General features: G+C 55.4%; 14 protein-coding genes. 3 read left to right on the top strand and 11 right to left on the bottom strand.

What is annotated here, in order from left to right; genetic code table 11:
- Window positions 1-9 precede the first annotated feature (9 nt).
- Window positions 10-1,143, bottom strand: a complete 1,134-nt coding sequence (pdxB, locus tag NC856_RS11705) for a 4-phosphoerythronate dehydrogenase PdxB (RefSeq protein ID WP_264090608.1) — start codon at window positions 1,141-1,143, stop codon at window positions 10-12.
- A 212-nt stretch (window positions 1,144-1,355) separates the two neighbouring features.
- On the opposite strand from pdxB, the gene flk reads away from it, so the two are divergent.
- Window positions 1,356-2,600 (top strand): flagella biosynthesis regulator Flk, encoded by a 1,245-nt coding sequence (gene flk / locus NC856_RS11700; protein WP_264090607.1) that lies wholly within the window; start codon window positions 1,356-1,358, stop codon window positions 2,598-2,600.
- 131 nt (window positions 2,601-2,731) lie between these two features.
- Here flk and fabB read toward each other — a convergent pair whose 3' ends face one another.
- Window positions 2,732-3,949, bottom strand: a complete 1,218-nt coding sequence (gene fabB / locus NC856_RS11695) for a beta-ketoacyl-ACP synthase I (RefSeq protein WP_264090606.1) — start codon at window positions 3,947-3,949, stop codon at window positions 2,732-2,734.
- Window positions 3,950-4,109: 160 nt separating this feature from the next.
- Between fabB and mnmC the strand changes: the two genes are divergently transcribed.
- Window positions 4,110-6,128 carry a bifunctional tRNA (5-methylaminomethyl-2-thiouridine)(34)-methyltransferase MnmD/FAD-dependent 5-carboxymethylaminomethyl-2-thiouridine(34) oxidoreductase MnmC gene (gene mnmC, locus NC856_RS11690; RefSeq protein WP_264090605.1) on the top strand — a complete coding sequence of 673 codons (2,019 nt, stop codon included), beginning with the start codon at window positions 4,110-4,112 and terminating at the stop codon, window positions 6,126-6,128.
- A gap of 189 nt (window positions 6,129-6,317) precedes the next feature.
- Here the strand turns inward: mnmC and NC856_RS11685 are convergent, their stop codons facing one another.
- The 6 genes from NC856_RS11685 to prmB form a co-directional block, all read right to left on the bottom strand.
- Complete coding sequence (locus NC856_RS11685) at window positions 6,318-6,605, bottom strand: YfcL family protein (RefSeq protein ID WP_264090604.1); 288 nt, start codon at window positions 6,603-6,605, stop codon at window positions 6,318-6,320.
- Window positions 6,606-6,638: 33 nt separating this feature from the next.
- Window positions 6,639-7,187, bottom strand: a complete 549-nt coding sequence (locus tag NC856_RS11680) for an elongation factor P hydroxylase (RefSeq protein ID WP_264090700.1) — start codon at window positions 7,185-7,187, stop codon at window positions 6,639-6,641.
- An 11-nt stretch (window positions 7,188-7,198) separates the two neighbouring features.
- Window positions 7,199-7,999 carry a sulfite exporter TauE/SafE family protein gene (locus NC856_RS11675; protein WP_264090603.1) on the bottom strand — a complete coding sequence of 267 codons (801 nt, stop codon included), beginning with the start codon at window positions 7,997-7,999 and terminating at the stop codon, window positions 7,199-7,201.
- A 2-nt stretch (window positions 8,000-8,001) separates the two neighbouring features.
- On the bottom strand, window positions 8,002-8,832 hold the full coding sequence (gene mepA / locus NC856_RS11670) for a penicillin-insensitive murein endopeptidase (RefSeq protein ID WP_264090602.1): 831 nt from the start codon (window positions 8,830-8,832) through the stop codon (window positions 8,002-8,004).
- A gap of 6 nt (window positions 8,833-8,838) precedes the next feature.
- A complete protein-coding gene (gene aroC / locus NC856_RS11665; protein ID WP_264090601.1) occupies window positions 8,839-9,924 on the bottom strand; it encodes a chorismate synthase in 1,086 nt (361 codons plus the stop codon).
- A 91-nt stretch (window positions 9,925-10,015) separates the two neighbouring features.
- A complete protein-coding gene (gene prmB, locus NC856_RS11660; protein WP_264090600.1) occupies window positions 10,016-10,948 on the bottom strand; it encodes a 50S ribosomal protein L3 N(5)-glutamine methyltransferase in 933 nt (310 codons plus the stop codon).
- A gap of 171 nt (window positions 10,949-11,119) precedes the next feature.
- On the opposite strand from prmB, the gene smrB reads away from it, so the two are divergent.
- Window positions 11,120-11,662, top strand: coding sequence for an endonuclease SmrB (gene smrB / locus NC856_RS11655; protein WP_264090599.1), 543 nt, complete (start codon window positions 11,120-11,122; stop codon window positions 11,660-11,662).
- A 29-nt stretch (window positions 11,663-11,691) separates the two neighbouring features.
- Here the strand turns inward: smrB and sixA are convergent, their stop codons facing one another.
- The 3 genes from sixA to fadI form a co-directional block, all read right to left on the bottom strand.
- Window positions 11,692-12,174: a phosphohistidine phosphatase SixA gene (sixA, locus tag NC856_RS11650; protein WP_264090598.1), complete on the bottom strand. Its 483-nt coding sequence runs from the start codon at window positions 12,172-12,174 to the stop codon at window positions 11,692-11,694.
- A gap of 249 nt (window positions 12,175-12,423) precedes the next feature.
- Window positions 12,424-14,658, bottom strand: coding sequence for a fatty acid oxidation complex subunit alpha FadJ (gene fadJ / locus NC856_RS11645; protein WP_264090597.1), 2,235 nt, complete (start codon window positions 14,656-14,658; stop codon window positions 12,424-12,426).
- Entirely contained in the window at window positions 14,655-15,968 is a 1,314-nt protein-coding gene (gene fadI, locus NC856_RS11640) for an acetyl-CoA C-acyltransferase FadI (RefSeq protein WP_264090596.1), read from the bottom strand. Before fadI ends, fadJ begins: the two co-directional genes overlap by 4 nt.
- Window positions 15,969-16,176 lie beyond the last annotated feature (208 nt).

Here is a 16,176-nt window from a genome sequence, read left to right as displayed (position 1 = left end):
GCGGATGAATTAACGATGATCTACCGTTGCATAAAATCCCAGCTTATTCAGACACGCTGCGCTGGCGCTGTCGGTACAGATGACATGGAGCGACGACCATTCGCGTCGTTCCTGATAATGTTTGCGCAGACGATCAAACCCGCCGTCCTGATGGGCAACCTGACGTAACAGGGCATCATCCCGGCGCACATCATACACCAGATGCACCAGCCGCTTTAATAACGCTTCGTTCAGCGGCGAAGTCAGCGTTAGCGTGGCGAATTCCGGCGCGGGCAATAATGAAGACAGAGCAACCTGTTGCGGCTCACCGATAAACTCGCTCCAGGCTGCGAAAATCTGTGTGGTGCCGCGGGCTTTGCCTTCGAGGGTATAACCGGCAATGTGCGCCGTACCGATATCGACCCGCGCCAGCAGTTCGGTGGACAGCGCCGGCTCCGGTTCCCAGACATCAAGGATCACGCTGAGTTTCTTACCGCGCTTCAGGACGGCGAGCAAGGCCGCATTATCCACCACCGGCCCCCGGCAGGCATTAATCAGAATGCGTCCATCGGCGAAGTTATTCAGCACGGTTTCATCAATCAGATGTTTCGTCCGGTAAGGGCCTTGCGCGTACAGCGGCGTATGCAGGGTTAAAATATCGGCATCCCGCACCAACGTCTCCAATGGCACAAACGCTTCGTCATCGCCACGCGCCGCTCTGGGCGGATCACACAACAGCGTTTTTACGCCCCACGCCTGCAATCGGGCATTCAACCTGCCGCCCACATTGCCTACGCCGACAATCCCCACCGTTTTGTCGCGCAGTTGAAAGCCATCACGTTCAGCCAGCATCAGCAGGGAAGAAAAAACATATTCGACCACCGCGATAGCATTACAGCCTGGCGCGGCGGAAAAACCGATACCGTTCGCCGCAAGCCAGTTCTGGTCAACATGGTCAGTGCCCGCCGTCGCGCTGCCGACAAATTTCACTGCTGCGCCGCTCAGCAGTTCCGCATTAACGTTGGTCACTGAACGCACCATCAGCGCATCGGCGCCCTTCAGGGCTTCAACCGGCAGCGGACGCCCTGGAACCGCCCGCACCTCACCCAAACGGCTAAACAGTTCGCAGGCATACGGCATATTTTCATCAACCAGAATTTTCATTTCCTTTCCCGGCAATCTGTTACCCAGTCAAAAAGAGGGAAGCTATTTTGCCACTGAATGAGGGGGAAGCCCATCGCTATCGGCTTTTGATGATCCCGCCGGTCCAGCGCAATCATCACGATTGGCGCTGGGTTTTGGCTGTTTTGCAACTATCGAAGACGAGCAGAGCTTGCTATGATTTCGCTCATTAACTCGCGGTGAGGATAGCCAGTATGCAACCTGTCAGCGGCCCTGGGGCCCCACTGCCCGGCGAACGTTCAGCCAACGCCACGACGCCTGCGGTCACTACCAGCCTGGCCGCCGCCCGCAGCGGCGATCAGCCGCTCACCCCGGCGCAACGCACCACCCTTGAGAATCTGGTGCTAAAAGTGGCGGCGCTGACGACATCAAAAGCCGCGGAAGTCTGGAGCAATGTCAGGCAAGGGCTTGGATTGACGGAAAACGCGGAATTGCAATCTCGTCACTATCAGCCCGCCGAACAATTGCTGCAAACACGATTAACGCAAGCACAGGATAACGGCGAGCGCCAGCAACTGCTGCAACGCGTGACCGACATGCTGTCGCAGGGTAATAACCGTCAGGCCGTCAGTGATTTTATTCGCCAGCAGTTCGGTCATACGGTACTCGGTTCACTCAGCAAAGCGCAGTTAAAACAGGTTGTGACGTTGTTACAACATGGGCAGATGCCGCTCTCGACAACCGCCACAGGTCGCGCTCAGGCGACGGCTAATGCCCCTGATCGCCCACTGCGCCCAGCCGAGCAGAACAGTTTGAATCAGTTGGTGAACCGCCTGGCCGCCCAGACCGGCGAACCGTCGGCCAGAATCTGGACGACGCTGATGACCATGCAGAATTTAACGACGGGCGACGCCATTCCCTTGAAAAATCTGCAAGTGCTGACTCAGTTTCTGCAAACGCAAGTGACGCTGCAACAAGCGAGTCAATCGCAGCAAGCGTCGTCATTATTATCGCCATCCACGTCGCAACAAGCCGCGCAACCTAACGCAGCGGGTAATGCCATCGCGGGACAGCCCGCCCCGGCCAATAGCAATTCGCCCGCCATGACCAACGCGACGCTCCCGGCATCATCCGGCGCAGCGACGACGACCGCGTTCGCCGCCTCCCCTCTTGCTGTACTGCAAGGCGCGTTGCCGCAACCCCTCTCGACGCAAGAGCAGCAAATGCTGCTGGATTACACCCAGGTGCGTTTTGCCCCCGGCTTACAGACGCCGCTCACGCCGATGCAGATTGATGATGTTCTCACGTTCCTGTTCACTCAGCGCCTACAGCGAGCACAGGAAAGCGATGGCGCGACCTCGCAGTTGTATCCGCCACCGCTGTTCAACCCGTTGATTGCGTCGTTGCCGCTCAACTGGCAAGCCTTGTTCCACAGACCGCTATTTCTGGTGATTGTCAGCCTCTGTGTCGTCAGTTTTCTGTTATGGATTTTGCTCTGAGCGTGGATCGACGGCGAAATGCCGCGTTTAAGCGAAGTAAAACCAGGCGGGGAAATATCAGAAAGGGGCCGGGATATTGAACATAGCGACTGACATCACCGCCGCTACGTTCATTCATCAGGCAATAACGACTACTGTTCGAATTTGCTCATCACCAGTGCGGCGTTAGTCCCGCCGAAGCCGAAACCATTCGACATGACCGTCGTCAGCTTGCGTTCGGTTGGTTCAGTGATGATGTTCATCCCCACCGCATGTTCATCCAGCGTATCGATGTTGATGCTTGGCGCAATAAAGCCATGCTCCAGCATCAGCAGGGTATAAATCGTTTCCTGCACGCCCGCGGCGCCCAGAGAGTGACCGGTCATCGCTTTGGTGGCGGAAATGGCCGGGACGTTGTCGCCGAACACTTCACGAATCGCACCCAGTTCTTTCACATCGCCCACCGGGGTAGAGGTGCCGTGCGTATTGATGTAATCGATCGGCGCTTTAACATCCTGCAACGCCATTCTCATACAACGCACCGCGCCTTCGCCGGAAGGCGCGACCATATCAGCGCCATCGGACGTCGCGCCGTAGCCGATAATTTCAGCGTAAATGTGCGCGCCACGCGCCAGTGCGTGCTCCAGTTCCTCGACGACGACCATGCCGCCGCCGCCCGCGATAACAAAGCCATCGCGCCCTGCGTCATAAGTACGGGACGCTTTTTCCGGCGTATCGTTATATTTTGTGGACAGAGCGCCCATGGCGTCAAATTCACAGGCCAGTTCCCAGCACAATTCTTCACCGCCGCCAGCGAACACAATGTCCTGCTTGCCCATTTGAATTTGCTCGACCGCATTGCCGATACAGTGGGCGGAAGTGGCGCAGGCGGAACTGATAGAGTAGTTAACACCGTAGATTTTGAACGGCGTCGCCAGACAAGCAGACACGCCGGAACCCATCGCCTTGGTCACGACATAAGGGCCAACGGCTTTCAGACCGCGCGGGCTGCGCATGGCGTCGGCGCCAAATACCTGATAACGCGCCGAACCGCCGGAACCGGCAATCAACCCCACACGCGGGTTGCACTGATAAGTCTCCGGGGCCAGCCCCGCATCTTCAACAGCCTGTTCCATTGACAGGTAAGCATAGATAGAGGCATCACTCATGAAACGTACAACTTTACGTTCAATCAGTCCGGTTGTATCCAGTTTGACATTGCCCCAGACGTGACTACGCATGCCGGAATCTTTCAGCTCTTGAGAGAAAGTAATACCTGAACGTCCTTCACGCAAAGAAGCCAGAACTTCCTGCTGGTTATTACCTATGCTTGATACGATCCCCAGACCAGTAATCACTGCACGTTTCATTCTAATACCTCTTCCACTTATAAATTTTGGGATTTCGCATGGCACTTTAGCGTACAGTTGTAAGCTGAACAAGTCCGATCAGCCGAACTTTTACTAAATTTGCACCCCGACATTCCGCTGGTTAGAATCGCCGCATCGCTTGAATAATGAGTCATTTGTCGTGAACAACCATCCTATCCAGCATGCGTCCTTAAGCTGGAATGAACAGGGTACACCTGTATCGCAACAGTTTGATGACGTCTATTTTTCCAATCAGGATGGGCTGGCGGAAACCCAATATGTCTTTTTACGCGGCAATCAGTTTCCCGATCGGTTTCTTACCCACTCACGCGCCAGTTGCATCATTGCGGAAACCGGGTTCGGCACCGGACTTAATTTTCTGACGCTATGGCAGGCTTTTGACCAATTCCGCGCCCGGTCGCCAGACGCGACGTTACAACGTCTGCATTTCATCAGTTTTGAGAAATTCCCGTTGCAATGCCACGATCTGAAGGTCGCCCATGCGTCATGGCCCGAACTGGCGCCCTACGCGGACGCGCTGCGCCAACAATGGCCGCTGCCGCTGTCTGGCTGCCATCGTCTGCTTCTGGCTGACGGGCGGATCACGCTGGATCTATGGTTTGGCGATGTGAATGCGCTATTGCCCGCATTAGATGATTCGCTCACTCATCAGGTTGACGCCTGGTTTCTGGATGGCTTTGCCCCGGCCAAAAACCCGGATATGTGGACGGATAATCTGTTTCAGTCCATGGCGCGTCTGTGCCGCGAACAAGGCACCTTTGCCACGTTTACCGCTGCCGGATTCGTGCGACGCGGGTTGCAGCAGGCGGGGTTCTGCGTCAGTAAAATCAAAGGATTTGGGCGCAAGCGCGAGATGTTGAGCGGCATCCTTGCCTCCGCCCTTCCCGCCCCTTCGCCCACACCGTGGTATGCACGTCCGGCGGCGACCACGCCTTATGACGTCGCCATCATTGGCGGCGGTATCGCCAGCGTGTTAACCGCGCTCGCTCTGCAACGGCGCGGCGCCCGCGTCACACTTTATTGCGCGGAAACACAGCCCGCCACCGGCGCGTCCGGTAACCGTCAGGGCGCGCTCTACCCGCTGCTGAACAACCGGCATGATGCGCTTTCCCGCTTTTTCGCCGCCGCTTTCACCTTCGCCCGTCGTCAGTATACGGCGCTGGCGACGCAGGGGGCGGCATTTGAACATCAATGGTGCGGCGTGAGCCAACTCGCTTATGATGAAAAGAGCAGGCGCAAGATCGCACAAATATTACAAGGAGAATGGCCGCCAGAACTGGTGTCGGCGGTCACCGCCCAACAACTAGAAGCGCACAACGGTCTGGCGCTGGGGGCGGGAGGCGTGACCTATCCTGACGGCGGCTGGCTGTGTCCGGCGGAATTGACCGCATCGGCAGTGGCGTTGGCAGAGAAGCAAGGGCTGGTCGCCAACATGAACACCCCGGTTTCCGCCATCGCTCCCTCCGCTGAAGGCTGGACATTAACGTTCAACGAAGGACAACAGGCCATGCATTCCACACTGATTTTGGCGAATGGCCATCAGATTTCCGACTGGCCGCAAACCCGCCAGTTGCCCTGCTATCCGGTGCGTGGTCAGGTAAGTCATATTCCAACCACCCCGGCGTTACAGCGGCTGCAACAGGTGTTGTGCTATGACGGCTATCTGACCCCCGTCAGCCCGCGACATCAGCAACACTGTATTGGCGCCAGCTACCAGCGTGGCGATACCAGCAATGGATATCGGGAAACGGAACAATGGGAAAATCGTCAGCGCCTGTTAACTTGTCTGCCCGATGCGACGTGGGCCTCACAGATTGATGTCAGTGGTCACATGGCGCGTCAAGGCGTGCGTTGCGCATTGCGCGATCATCTGCCGTTATTGGGCGCGGTGCCGGATTATCAGCAGACGCTCGACAGTTATCAGGATTTGCGCCATCAGCAGCACGATGCGCAACATCTGCCGCCAGCGCCCGTCTATCCAGGTCTGTTCATCATTGGCGCGCTGGGATCACGCGGACTCTGCTCCGCGCCGCTGGCGGCGGAAATACTGGCTTCGCAAATTTATGGCGAGCCATTGCCGTTAGACAGAGAAACATTGGCCGCGCTGAGTCCGAACCGTTTCTGGATCAGAAAATTATTAAAAGGCCGACCGGTATGAGTGAAAAGTTATCTGGCGTACTTTAATCGTAACCAAAGCAATAATCGTAACCAAAGCAATTGTGTTCTATACCCGATGGGTATCAATGTGCAGGTAATAAGCCGGTCTACAACAAGAGGCGGGTATAGAACACTGCATGAGAGAACGGCTGACGAACCAATAAACCGGTGCGTCAGCCTGCGGTGATATTTAGTGCGTTTGCGGATTTTGCGCTTGCTGGAATAAATTGTCCCACATGCGGTTCACCAGAATCTGGTCTGGCGGTGAAAGTTCGCCATTCTTTATCGCGTTGGCAATACTTACGCTGACTCGCTCATGCAATGCTTCCGGTGAATGGTCGCCCGCTTCCTCGGCTTCCGCCACCGACACAGTCAAATGACCGCGCAAGTAGCCGCCAGCAAAAAGTTCATCATCGCTGGCGTGCTCCACCATATCGTCAATCAGCGCCAGAATACGCGCTTCAAATTCTGCGATCATTTATTACCCTCGATTAATCGGTTCCCGTCGCACTTAACAGAGATCGGCGGGATAGGGAAAACGTTCCGCCGTCAGCGGCGGCGTATTGTAAAACGATTGTAATGCGTTAATAAAGCATGCGGGACGCGCGGGTAGCCCTTGTTCCAGATAGGTCATAACCTGTCCATGCACTCGACGTTGGAAATCAATGCGATCCGGTTCGCTGTCGCCGTTCAGATTGTCGCAACTGACGTTGAACGGAAAACCCGCCGCGACGCAAAACAGCCATTCAAGGGCCTGCGGTTTGATCTCAACCACTTCAAACTGGCGTTGAGTAGCCGCATCCCGGCCATCAGGACAGTACCAGTAGCCGAAATCAACCAGCAAACGCCGCTGAGCTCCCGCCACACACCAGTGGGAAATCTCATGCAACGCGCTGGCGTAAAAACCGTGGGCAAAAACAATCCGGTGATACGGCGTCTGCTCATCTGCGGGCAGGTAGACAGGTTCATCATCGCCTTTAATCAGGCGTGTGTTGTATTCGCGGCTGAAACACGCGTCGAAAATATCAATCAAGTGCTGGTAGTGGTGAGTATCCATCAGGTTATTCGTCATCAGAAAAACTGTCCCAGCCAGACGCCAATCGCCGCGCCATGACTGTCATAAATCAACTTGCCGCTCATCACGGCGGAAACTATCACCAACATGGGGCGAATCAGCTTTTGCCCTTTATTCAACACCATTCTGGCGCCCAGGCGCGCACCGAGGATCTGCCCGATCAACATCACCGCGCCAACGCTCCACACCACTTTCCCACCCAGGATGAAAAACAACAGCCCGCCGAAATTGGAGGTGAAATTCAGGATTTTGGCGCTTGCCGTGGCTTTTGCCAGATTGAATCCACTCAACATGACGAACGCCAGCGCATAAAATGAACCGGCTCCCGGCCCAAAGAAACCGTCATAGAACCCCACGCAGCCGCCCACGATAAGCGCGAAAGGCAGACCGGAAAGACGACGCTGGCGATCCTCTTCGCCAATTTTGGGCGACAACAGAAAGTACAGACCGATACCGATGATCAACACCGGCAGCAATTGCCGCAGGAAATCCGCATGGATCTGCTGAATCAGCCAGGCGCCAAAAGTCGCGCCCGCAAACGTCAGCAATATGGGCAACTTCAACTCGTCAAGGTTGACCGCCCGACGACGAATAAAGTACAAACTGGCGGAAAACGAACCGCCCACAGCCTGAAGCTTGTTGGTCGCCAACGCCTGCGCGGGAGAAAGCCCCGCGGCGAGTAACGCCGGAATAGACAATAATCCGCCGCCGCCAGCGATCGAATCAATAAACCCGGCCAATGTCCCGACAAAAAACAACACGACCAGCATTTGTGGTTCGAGGACAAACCAATCCATATTTATCTCGCAGAAAAATGCTCGTCAACCAGAGCCTGACAAGACGGGGGCAACGGCGGCGGCGAAGTTTTCACTGGCGACTCGCCGTCCGGTTGTTTCGGCTGGAACCAACTGGTCAACTCCGCCCCGCATCCATCACCCGCGGGCGGCGGATCCTGATCCTGACACTCCAGACTGTCCGCCGGACAGCGCAGGCGGACGTGCATATGCGCACGATGCCCGAACCAGGGTCGGACTTTGCTCAACCAGTCACGATCGTGACCCGCATCAATACAGAGTTGTTTTTTAATCGCCGGGTTAACAAAAATACGGGTAACGTCGCTATCCTGTGCGGCCAGCTTCACCAGCGTGGTGACCTCTGGCAGCCAGACGCGCGGATTGACCTGACGGCCATTTGCCGTTACCAGATCAATCGGTTGCGGTTTCAGCAATTGCTGCTGACTCCAACGCTGTTTCGGCAATTGCAGCCAGATATCCACATCCAGACCGGACTGATGGCTGGCATGACCGCTGCTGAAGCGTCCGCCGACCGGCATCCCCATATCGCCAATCAACACATTGCCAGCGGTGCGACGCTTCACATTCGCGCTCAGCCGATGAATAAACGCCAACAGATCAGGATGACCGTAATAGCGGCGTTGATCGACGCGCATCACCTGATAATTTGCCGAATCCAACGGCAGCGGCTGGGCGCCGACAATACAGCCATTGGAAAAACTGCCGATGGCCTGCGGCGCACCCGCTACCGGGCGCGTCATTTCCTGCCACGGGGTTTTCGCCCACAGCGGCGCGCTCAAAGCCAACGCGATAACCCCAATTAACCCGTGTTTCATCATTATTTACCAGCGGGGAACCTGACTGACCACATCGCCACACTGCGCACGTTGGCGCAGCAGGTGATCCATTAACACAATCGCCATCATCGCTTCGGCAATCGGCACCGCACGGATCCCCACGCAGGGATCGTGACGTCCACGGGTAACCATTTCCGTCGCTTCGCCCTGGCGATTGATCGTCCTGCCGGGCACCATAATGCTGGATGTCGGTTTAAGCGCCAGATGCGCGACGATATGCTGTCCGCTGCTGATGCCGCCCAAAATGCCCCCCGCGTGATTGCTCTGGAAGCCTTCCGGCGTGATTTCATCGCGGTTCTCGCTACCACGTTTGGTCACCACGGCAAAACCGTCGCCAATCTCAACGCCTTTCACCGCGTTGATGCTCATCAGCGCGTGGGCCAAATCCGCATCCAGGCGATCGAACACCGGCTCGCCTAATCCCGCCGGGACGGACTCCGCCACCACACTGACTTTTGCCCCGATGGAATCTCCGTCCTTTTTCAGCCCGCGCATCAGTTCATCCAGCGCGTCCAGCTTATCGGCATCCGGGCAGAAAAACGGATTCTGCTCAACCAAATCCCAATCCTTAAGCTCACAGACAACATCGCCGATCTGCGACAGATAACCGCGGATCCTGACGCCATATTGCTGTTGCAGATACTTTTTGGCAATGGCGCCGGCGGCGACGCGCATCGCCGTTTCACGCGCGGACGAGCGACCGCCGCCACGATAATCACGCAGACCGTATTTTTGTTCATAAGTGTAATCGGCGTGACCGGGACGGAACACCGCTTTAATCGCGCTGTAATCCTGCGAGCGCTGATCGGTGTTTTCAATCAGTAAACCAATACTGGTGCCGGTGGTCACCCCTTCAAATACCCCTGACAGAATGCGCACCTGATCGGGTTCGCGACGCTGTGTGGTGTAACGGGACGTCCCCGGACGACGGCGATCCAGATCGTGTTGCAGATCGGCCTCCGTCAACGGGATCCCCGGCGGTACGCCGTCAACAATACATCCCAGCGCAATACCGTGTGACTCACCAAATGTGGTGACGCGGAAAAACTGTCCAATACTGTTTCCTGCCATCACGACTCCTTAGCGTATGCGTCTATTTTTAGCGTAAGCCTATAATTTTAGCGTGTGCGTCGCATCAAGGTGAATACGCCCGCCACGCCGCTTAATCACGATAAATGCTGAAATGCGCGTGACAGTTAAGCAACTGCGCTTTGGTCAGCATAAATACCCCGTCCCCGCCGTTTTCAAACGCCAGCCAGGCGAAGGGAATGTCCGGGTATTGATCCATCAGGTGCACCATGCTGTTGCCGACTTCGCAAATCAGCACGCCATCATCACTGAGGTAATCCGGCGCACAGGCCAGAATGCGTTTTACCAGCGTCAAACCATCGTTGCCCGCCGCTAACCCCAATTCCGGCTCATAGCGGAATTCCTGCGGCAAATCCGCCATATCCTCCGCATCGACGTATGGCGGATTGGTCACAATCAGGTCGTACTGAATCGCGGGCAGTTCGCGAAACAGATCGGAACGAATCGGGGTAACGCGATATTCCACAGTATGTTGCTGAATATTTTGTTCAGTCACCGCCAGCACATCATCGGAAATATCCACCGCATCGACTTCGGCTTCGGGAAAGGCGTGGGCGCAGGCGATGGCGATACAACCGCTGCCGGTGCACATATCCAGAATATGCGTCGGCGCTTTGGGCAGCAGATCAGCGAAATAATCACTGATTAATTCACCGATCGGCGAGCGCGGCACCAGAACCCGCTCATCAACATAGAATTCGAGGCCGCAGAACCAGGCTTTATTGGTCAGATACGCCACCGGAATACGCTCATTAACCCGTCGGATGACGCGTTCGACGATACGATGCCGTTCGCTGGACGTCAGGCGGGAAATATACATATCTTCGGGAATATCGAGCGGCAGAAACAGGCTGGGCAACACCAGTTGCACCGCTTCGTCCCAGGGATTATCCGTTCCGTGGCCGTAATAGACATTGGCTGCGTTAAACCGGCTGACCGCCCAACGCAACATATCCTGAATGGTATGAAGATCGCTGACGGCCTCATCGACGAAAATTTTGTCCAAAGCTGCCTCCGCAGACACATCGGAATAGAAAATTGGCGCTTAGTTTGCCATGAAGCCCGCGACAAATCAGCAGATATCACCGGTTGAACCCATGCTTAGCGCGACTTTTATTTAGCGACCGAACCGAGACAAGGTAAACTGGCCGGATGTTGAAGCGGGAACGAATAACCGATGAGTAATAAATATTCACTGGATGACGACGATTTACAGCTTTTTCGCGCGTCAATCTCTGGTACGAAAAAATTGCGCCAGGATACTTATACCCATAAACCCCAGCGCAGAAAGATTGGCGAGTTGCCAGCCAAACGAGTTCTACAGGAACAGGTCGATGCCAGCTTTTATTTTTCAGATGAGTTCCAGCCCCAACTGGAGAGCGAAGGGCCGACGCGTTATGTGCGTCCCGGCGTCAGTCATTACGAATTGAAGAAATTGCGTCGCGGGGATTACTCGCCGGAACTGTTTCTGGATTTGCACGGACTGACCCAGTTGCAGGCCAAACAGGAACTGGGCGCGCTGCTGGCGGCCTGCCGCCGCGAACATGTTTACTGCGCCTGCGTGATGCACGGTCATGGCAAACATATTCTTAAGCAGCAAACACCATTATGGCTGGCGCAGCATCCAGACGTGTTGGCTTTCCATCAGGCGCCGAAGGAATTCGGCGGTGATGCGGCGTTACTGGTGCTGGTGGCGTTGGACGCGCCCGGTCATCAATAGCGACCAACTGAGCGCTTAACAATGGCAGCTTAAGGCTTCGGCGTTAACTGCGCCGGACTGATCTGCCAATCCAGCACGCCGTTGCCTGATTGCGCATTGACGGTAACACAGGCAATGGCGGAGGTGGCAAACATCGGTGCGTTTTCGCCCGGACACAGCGACGCCACCAGATAGCCGACCAGCGGAAGATGCGATACCACCAGCGCCGCATTGGTTCCCTCTTTCGCCAGCGTTTGCAGGTAATAGCGAACCAACTGCGCATCGCCGCCCGGCGTCAGTTCCGTCAGACAATCATTTTCTTCCGGCAAGGGCAGAACAGCCTGCACCACATTCAGCGTTTGCTGCGCACGTAAATAGGGACTGACCAGAACACGGTCAATATCGATTTGTTGGTCGTTCAACCAAAACGCCATTTGACGCGATTCATCACAGCCACGACCGCTGAGTGGTCGCTGGGCATCACTGGCGGCGTCAGGTACGGCATCACCATGACGCATTATCAAAACTTGCATATCACACCGCTATGTTGACGAAATATCGTGATAAAAGTGTTTTATCAGCAATAGGTTAGCTGATTGCCTCTCTTCGCTGGCCATCACATCCGGCAAAGCAAGCCGCTATTATTACAGATCGCTGCTTTAAACTTAAACAAAACCACAACGTGTTTTCAGATGAACGCGACAAACAATCAATACTCGCGCCATCAGGACAGACTGGCGGAAGTATCCTGACGGCGGACATATCAGTAAATAGCGTCGCGTTTACCCGGAAGACGACTCGTCAGCGTCCGGCTCTGGTTGCGCATCAATGGCCTCATCATCCGGTATCGCAGGGTAAAAAGTTTGCTGATTATCGAGCATTCTCAACAAGCGTTCGCAAGGCGCGAAGCGTTCGCCGTATTGTTGTTGCAATATCTGCATGGTTTTCACTACCGTCGCCATGCCAAGACGATCCATATAGTGAAACGGGCCGCCCAGAAAAGGCGGGAAACCGATGCCAAACACCGCCCCGATATCGCCGTCACGGACACACCGGATCACCTTTTCATCCAGACAGCGCGCCGCTTCATTCAGCATCATCATCACACAGCGTTGGCTAATCAACGCCGGATCGATATGGGCTTTCGGCGTAACAGCCAGCAGAGGGTAAATGGTGCTGTCCACCACTCTTTTCGGCTGCCAGAAACGGTGTTTCTCCCCATAAAGATAAAAACCTTTGGCATTTTTACGGCCTTTACGCCCATCGTTCAGGAGAGCGTCAAATGTCGGCGGCGATTTAAAGCGTTCACCAAGCTCCTCGCTCAATACCGGCACGATCTTAGTGGCGACATCAATACCTACCTCATCCAGCAAGGTCAGCGGGCCGACAGGAAAACCGAAACGCACCAGCGCTTCATCAATGGATTCAATCGGTTCGCCTTCCAGCAGGCAATATGCCGCTTCATTAATGTACGGCGCCAGAATGCGGTTAACATAAAATCCGGCGCGGTCCGCCACCACAATGGCGGTTTTGCCCTGTTTTTTTGCCAGCGACACCGTCGTCGCGATGGTTTCCGCGCTGGTTTGCGCATGCGGGATCACCTCAACCAGCGGCATTTTCTCCACCGGACTGAAATAATGCAGTCCAATCACCTGCTGCGCACGGCGGGCATGCGCCGCGATCTGATGGATAGGCAGCGATGAGGTGTTTGAGGCAAAGATCGTATGCGGCGCCGCGTACTGTTCAACCTCGGCAACCATTTTCTGCTTCAGAGACAACGTTTCGAATACCGCTTCAATCACAATATCGGTGTGTTCAAATCCCCGATAGTCGGTGCTGCCGGAAATCAAGGTCATCAGCCGCTGGCGCTCCGCCGGTTTCATCCGTTTACGCTGCACCCGTTTGGCAAGTAATTGCCAGCTATATTTCAGAGCATGGTTAATTCCCTGCTCGTTAATGTCTTTGATCCTTACCGGTAACCCGCCGCGCATCGCGGTCACGCTGGCAATGCCGCCGCCCATCAATCCACCGCCCAGAATGCCGACGCGACGAAGCGGTTGCACCTCAGCCGATGCGCCGGACTCTTTTTTTAGCGAAGTCGAGGCAAAAAACAGGTGACGCAGCGCGGCTGACTCCGGCGTCATCACCAGTTTGCCAAACGCTCTGGCCTCCAGACGATAGCCTTCCTCAATGCCTTTTTCCATGCCACGGCGAATGACATGTATGATGCGATCGGCTGCCGGATAATTACCGTGAGTTTTCGCGCGCGTTTTCGTTTTCACAAGATTAAACAACCAATGCCGGATCCCTGGGCTTGCCAACACACGCGCACGCCAGCCCGGTGGCTGTACTTTCCGTTTGCCATTCTTAATCATGGCGACTGCCGTCTCCAGCAAAATACTGGGCGGCACGGCATCATCAACCAGTCCCATTTTTAGCGCCTGACGCGCACCGACGCGGCGTCCGGTCAGGATCATATCCAGGGCTTTATCCACGCCGATCAAGCGGGGCAGACGCTGCGTGCCGCCAGAACCGGGTAATAAGCCAAGTTGAACTTCCGGCAGGCCAAGCGTGGTTTTGTCATCCAGCGAGCACACCCGATAATCACAGGCCAGCGCCAATTCAAGCCCGCCGCCCAGACACGCGCCATGAATCGCGCAAACAATTGGGAAAGGAAGTGAGGCAAGACTGGCAAAGATTTGTTGTCCCTCGGTAGCCAGGTTTTCGGCTTGCTCAGCGCTGGTGCATTTATCCAGCATGGCGATATCCGCCCCGGCAATAAATGAATCGGATTTTGCAGATACCAGAATCAGCCCTCTGAGCGCGGCGTGCCGCTGGGCTTGTTCAAAGATATGCTTGATTTGAGCGGCGAACTCACGCTTCAACGTATTCACTTTTTCACCGGGTACGTCAATGGTGATGATGCCGATATTGTCTGGCCGCATGGTCAGCGAAAACGCCGCGTCCTGCGCGAAATTCATTGTTGAAAATTCTGTCGAAGATGATTTATCGATCATGGCGTCACCTCCAGAACCATCGCGGCCCCCAGTCCGCCCGCGGCGCAGGCCGTGGTCAGTCCCAATCCGCCGCCGCGTCGACGTAATTCATGCAGTGTCTGAGTGATCATCCGTGCGCCAGTCGCGGCAAACGGATGTCCATAAGCAATCGAGCCGCCAAGGACATTAAATTTATCCATATCCACTTCCCCCAACGGCGACGCGCGGCCCAGTTTATTGCGCGCAAAATCTTCGCAGGCAAACATCTTCAGGTTTGCCAGCGTCTGAGCGGCAAACGCCTCATGCATCTCGATCAGCGTCAGATCAGCAAGCGTAATCCCCGCCCGCGCCAATGCCAGTGGCGACGCATACGCCGGCCCCAGCAACATATCCTGCCACACATCAATCGCGCTAAATGCGTAGCTGCGCAGAAAACCCAACGGGGTCAGGCCCAGACTTTTCGCTTTGGATTCACTCATCAGCAAAATGGCGGCGGCGCCATCAGTCAAGGGCGTACTGTTCGCGGCGGTGACGCTGCCGTGCTTGCGGTCAAAAGCAGGCCGCAACCGTGCGTAATGTTCCGGCGACGAGTCATGGCGGACATTGTTGTCTTCGCGCAGAGCTTGCAGGTAAGGCGGGATATAGGCGGTCATCACCTCGTCAAGTAACTTGCCCTCCACCCAGGCGCGGGCAGCTAAACGATGTGAACGATGCGCCAGCGCATCCTGCTCCTCACGCGTAATGCCATAGGTTTTCGCCATTTGCTCGGCGGTATCGCCCATACGTAATCCAGTGGAATACTCCGCTACAGGGGGAGCGACAGGCAACAAATCTCTGGGACGCAATCGGCTCAACAATTTAAGCCGCTGGCTGAATGTACGGGCTTTGCTCAAGTCCAGCAGCGTTCTGGCAAGTTGTTTGCTTACGCCGATAGGCAGAACCGAGGAAGAATCCGCCCCGCCGGCAATACCGATATCAATCGTTCCGACCATAATGCTTTCCGCAATATTCGCGACAGCCTGAAAGCTGGTGGCGCAAGCGCGTGAGACGCTGTAGGCATCGGTATGAACGCTCATACCAGTACCCAGCACAATTTCTCTCGCGATATTAGGCGCTTCCGGCATTTGGACCACCTGCCCGAACACCAGTTGCTCCACCATTTCAGAGGGCACGCCGGTACGAATGAGGAGCTCACTCACCACCATTTTCCCCAAATCCATCGCCGGGATGCCATGATATGCCGTTGCCTGGCGAGCAAATGGAGTACGTAACCCGTTAACAATCGCTACGCGATCACCACGATGCGTTATCAGTGGCAATACCTCATTCATAAAAACTCCTGTTAAACAGAGAAATTAAGCATGCGCACAACAGGTCAGACCTGATCTTATTGTTAACCAGATAGTTACATTACGCAAACGAGTGCTGCACAAAAGCCGTCTTATTAATAGAGGCAATCCGGTAAATCGGAACTAACAAGAAAGAGATAGAGCGCATCGAAGAAGGGAAACCGCTATTTGACCGTCTGCATCCTGGCGA

This window comes from Brenneria izbisi, assembly GCF_025840185.1.
Taxonomy (GTDB): domain Bacteria; phylum Pseudomonadota; class Gammaproteobacteria; order Enterobacterales; family Enterobacteriaceae; genus Brenneria; species Brenneria izbisi.
This window is presented reverse-complemented; position numbering and strand designations above follow the sequence as displayed.

Bases quoted from the DNA above. Each gene is read 5' to 3' on its own strand.
- pdxB (WP_264090608.1), bottom strand. From the start codon at position 1,143: ATGAAAATTCTGGTTGATGAAAATATGCCGTATGCCTGCGAACTGTTT.
- flk (WP_264090607.1), top strand. From the start codon at position 1,356: ATGCAACCTGTCAGCGGCCCTGGGGCCCCACTGCCCGGCGAACGTTCA.
- fabB (WP_264090606.1), bottom strand. From the start codon at position 3,949: ATGAAACGTGCAGTGATTACTGGTCTGGGGATCGTATCAAGCATAGGT.
- NC856_RS11685 (WP_264090604.1), bottom strand. From the start codon at position 6,605: ATGATCGCAGAATTTGAAGCGCGTATTCTGGCGCTGATTGACGATATG.
- NC856_RS11675 (WP_264090603.1), bottom strand. From the start codon at position 7,999: ATGGATTGGTTTGTCCTCGAACCACAAATGCTGGTCGTGTTGTTTTTT.
- mepA (WP_264090602.1), bottom strand. From the start codon at position 8,832: ATGAAACACGGGTTAATTGGGGTTATCGCGTTGGCTTTGAGCGCGCCG.
- aroC (WP_264090601.1), bottom strand. From the start codon at position 9,924: ATGGCAGGAAACAGTATTGGACAGTTTTTCCGCGTCACCACATTTGGT.
- smrB (WP_264090599.1), top strand. From the start codon at position 11,120: ATGAGTAATAAATATTCACTGGATGACGACGATTTACAGCTTTTTCGC.
- sixA (WP_264090598.1), bottom strand. From the start codon at position 12,174: ATGCAAGTTTTGATAATGCGTCATGGTGATGCCGTACCTGACGCCGCC.
- fadJ (WP_264090597.1), bottom strand. From the start codon at position 14,658: ATGATCGATAAATCATCTTCGACAGAATTTTCAACAATGAATTTCGCG.
- fadI (WP_264090596.1), bottom strand. From the start codon at position 15,968: ATGAATGAGGTATTGCCACTGATAACGCATCGTGGTGATCGCGTAGCG.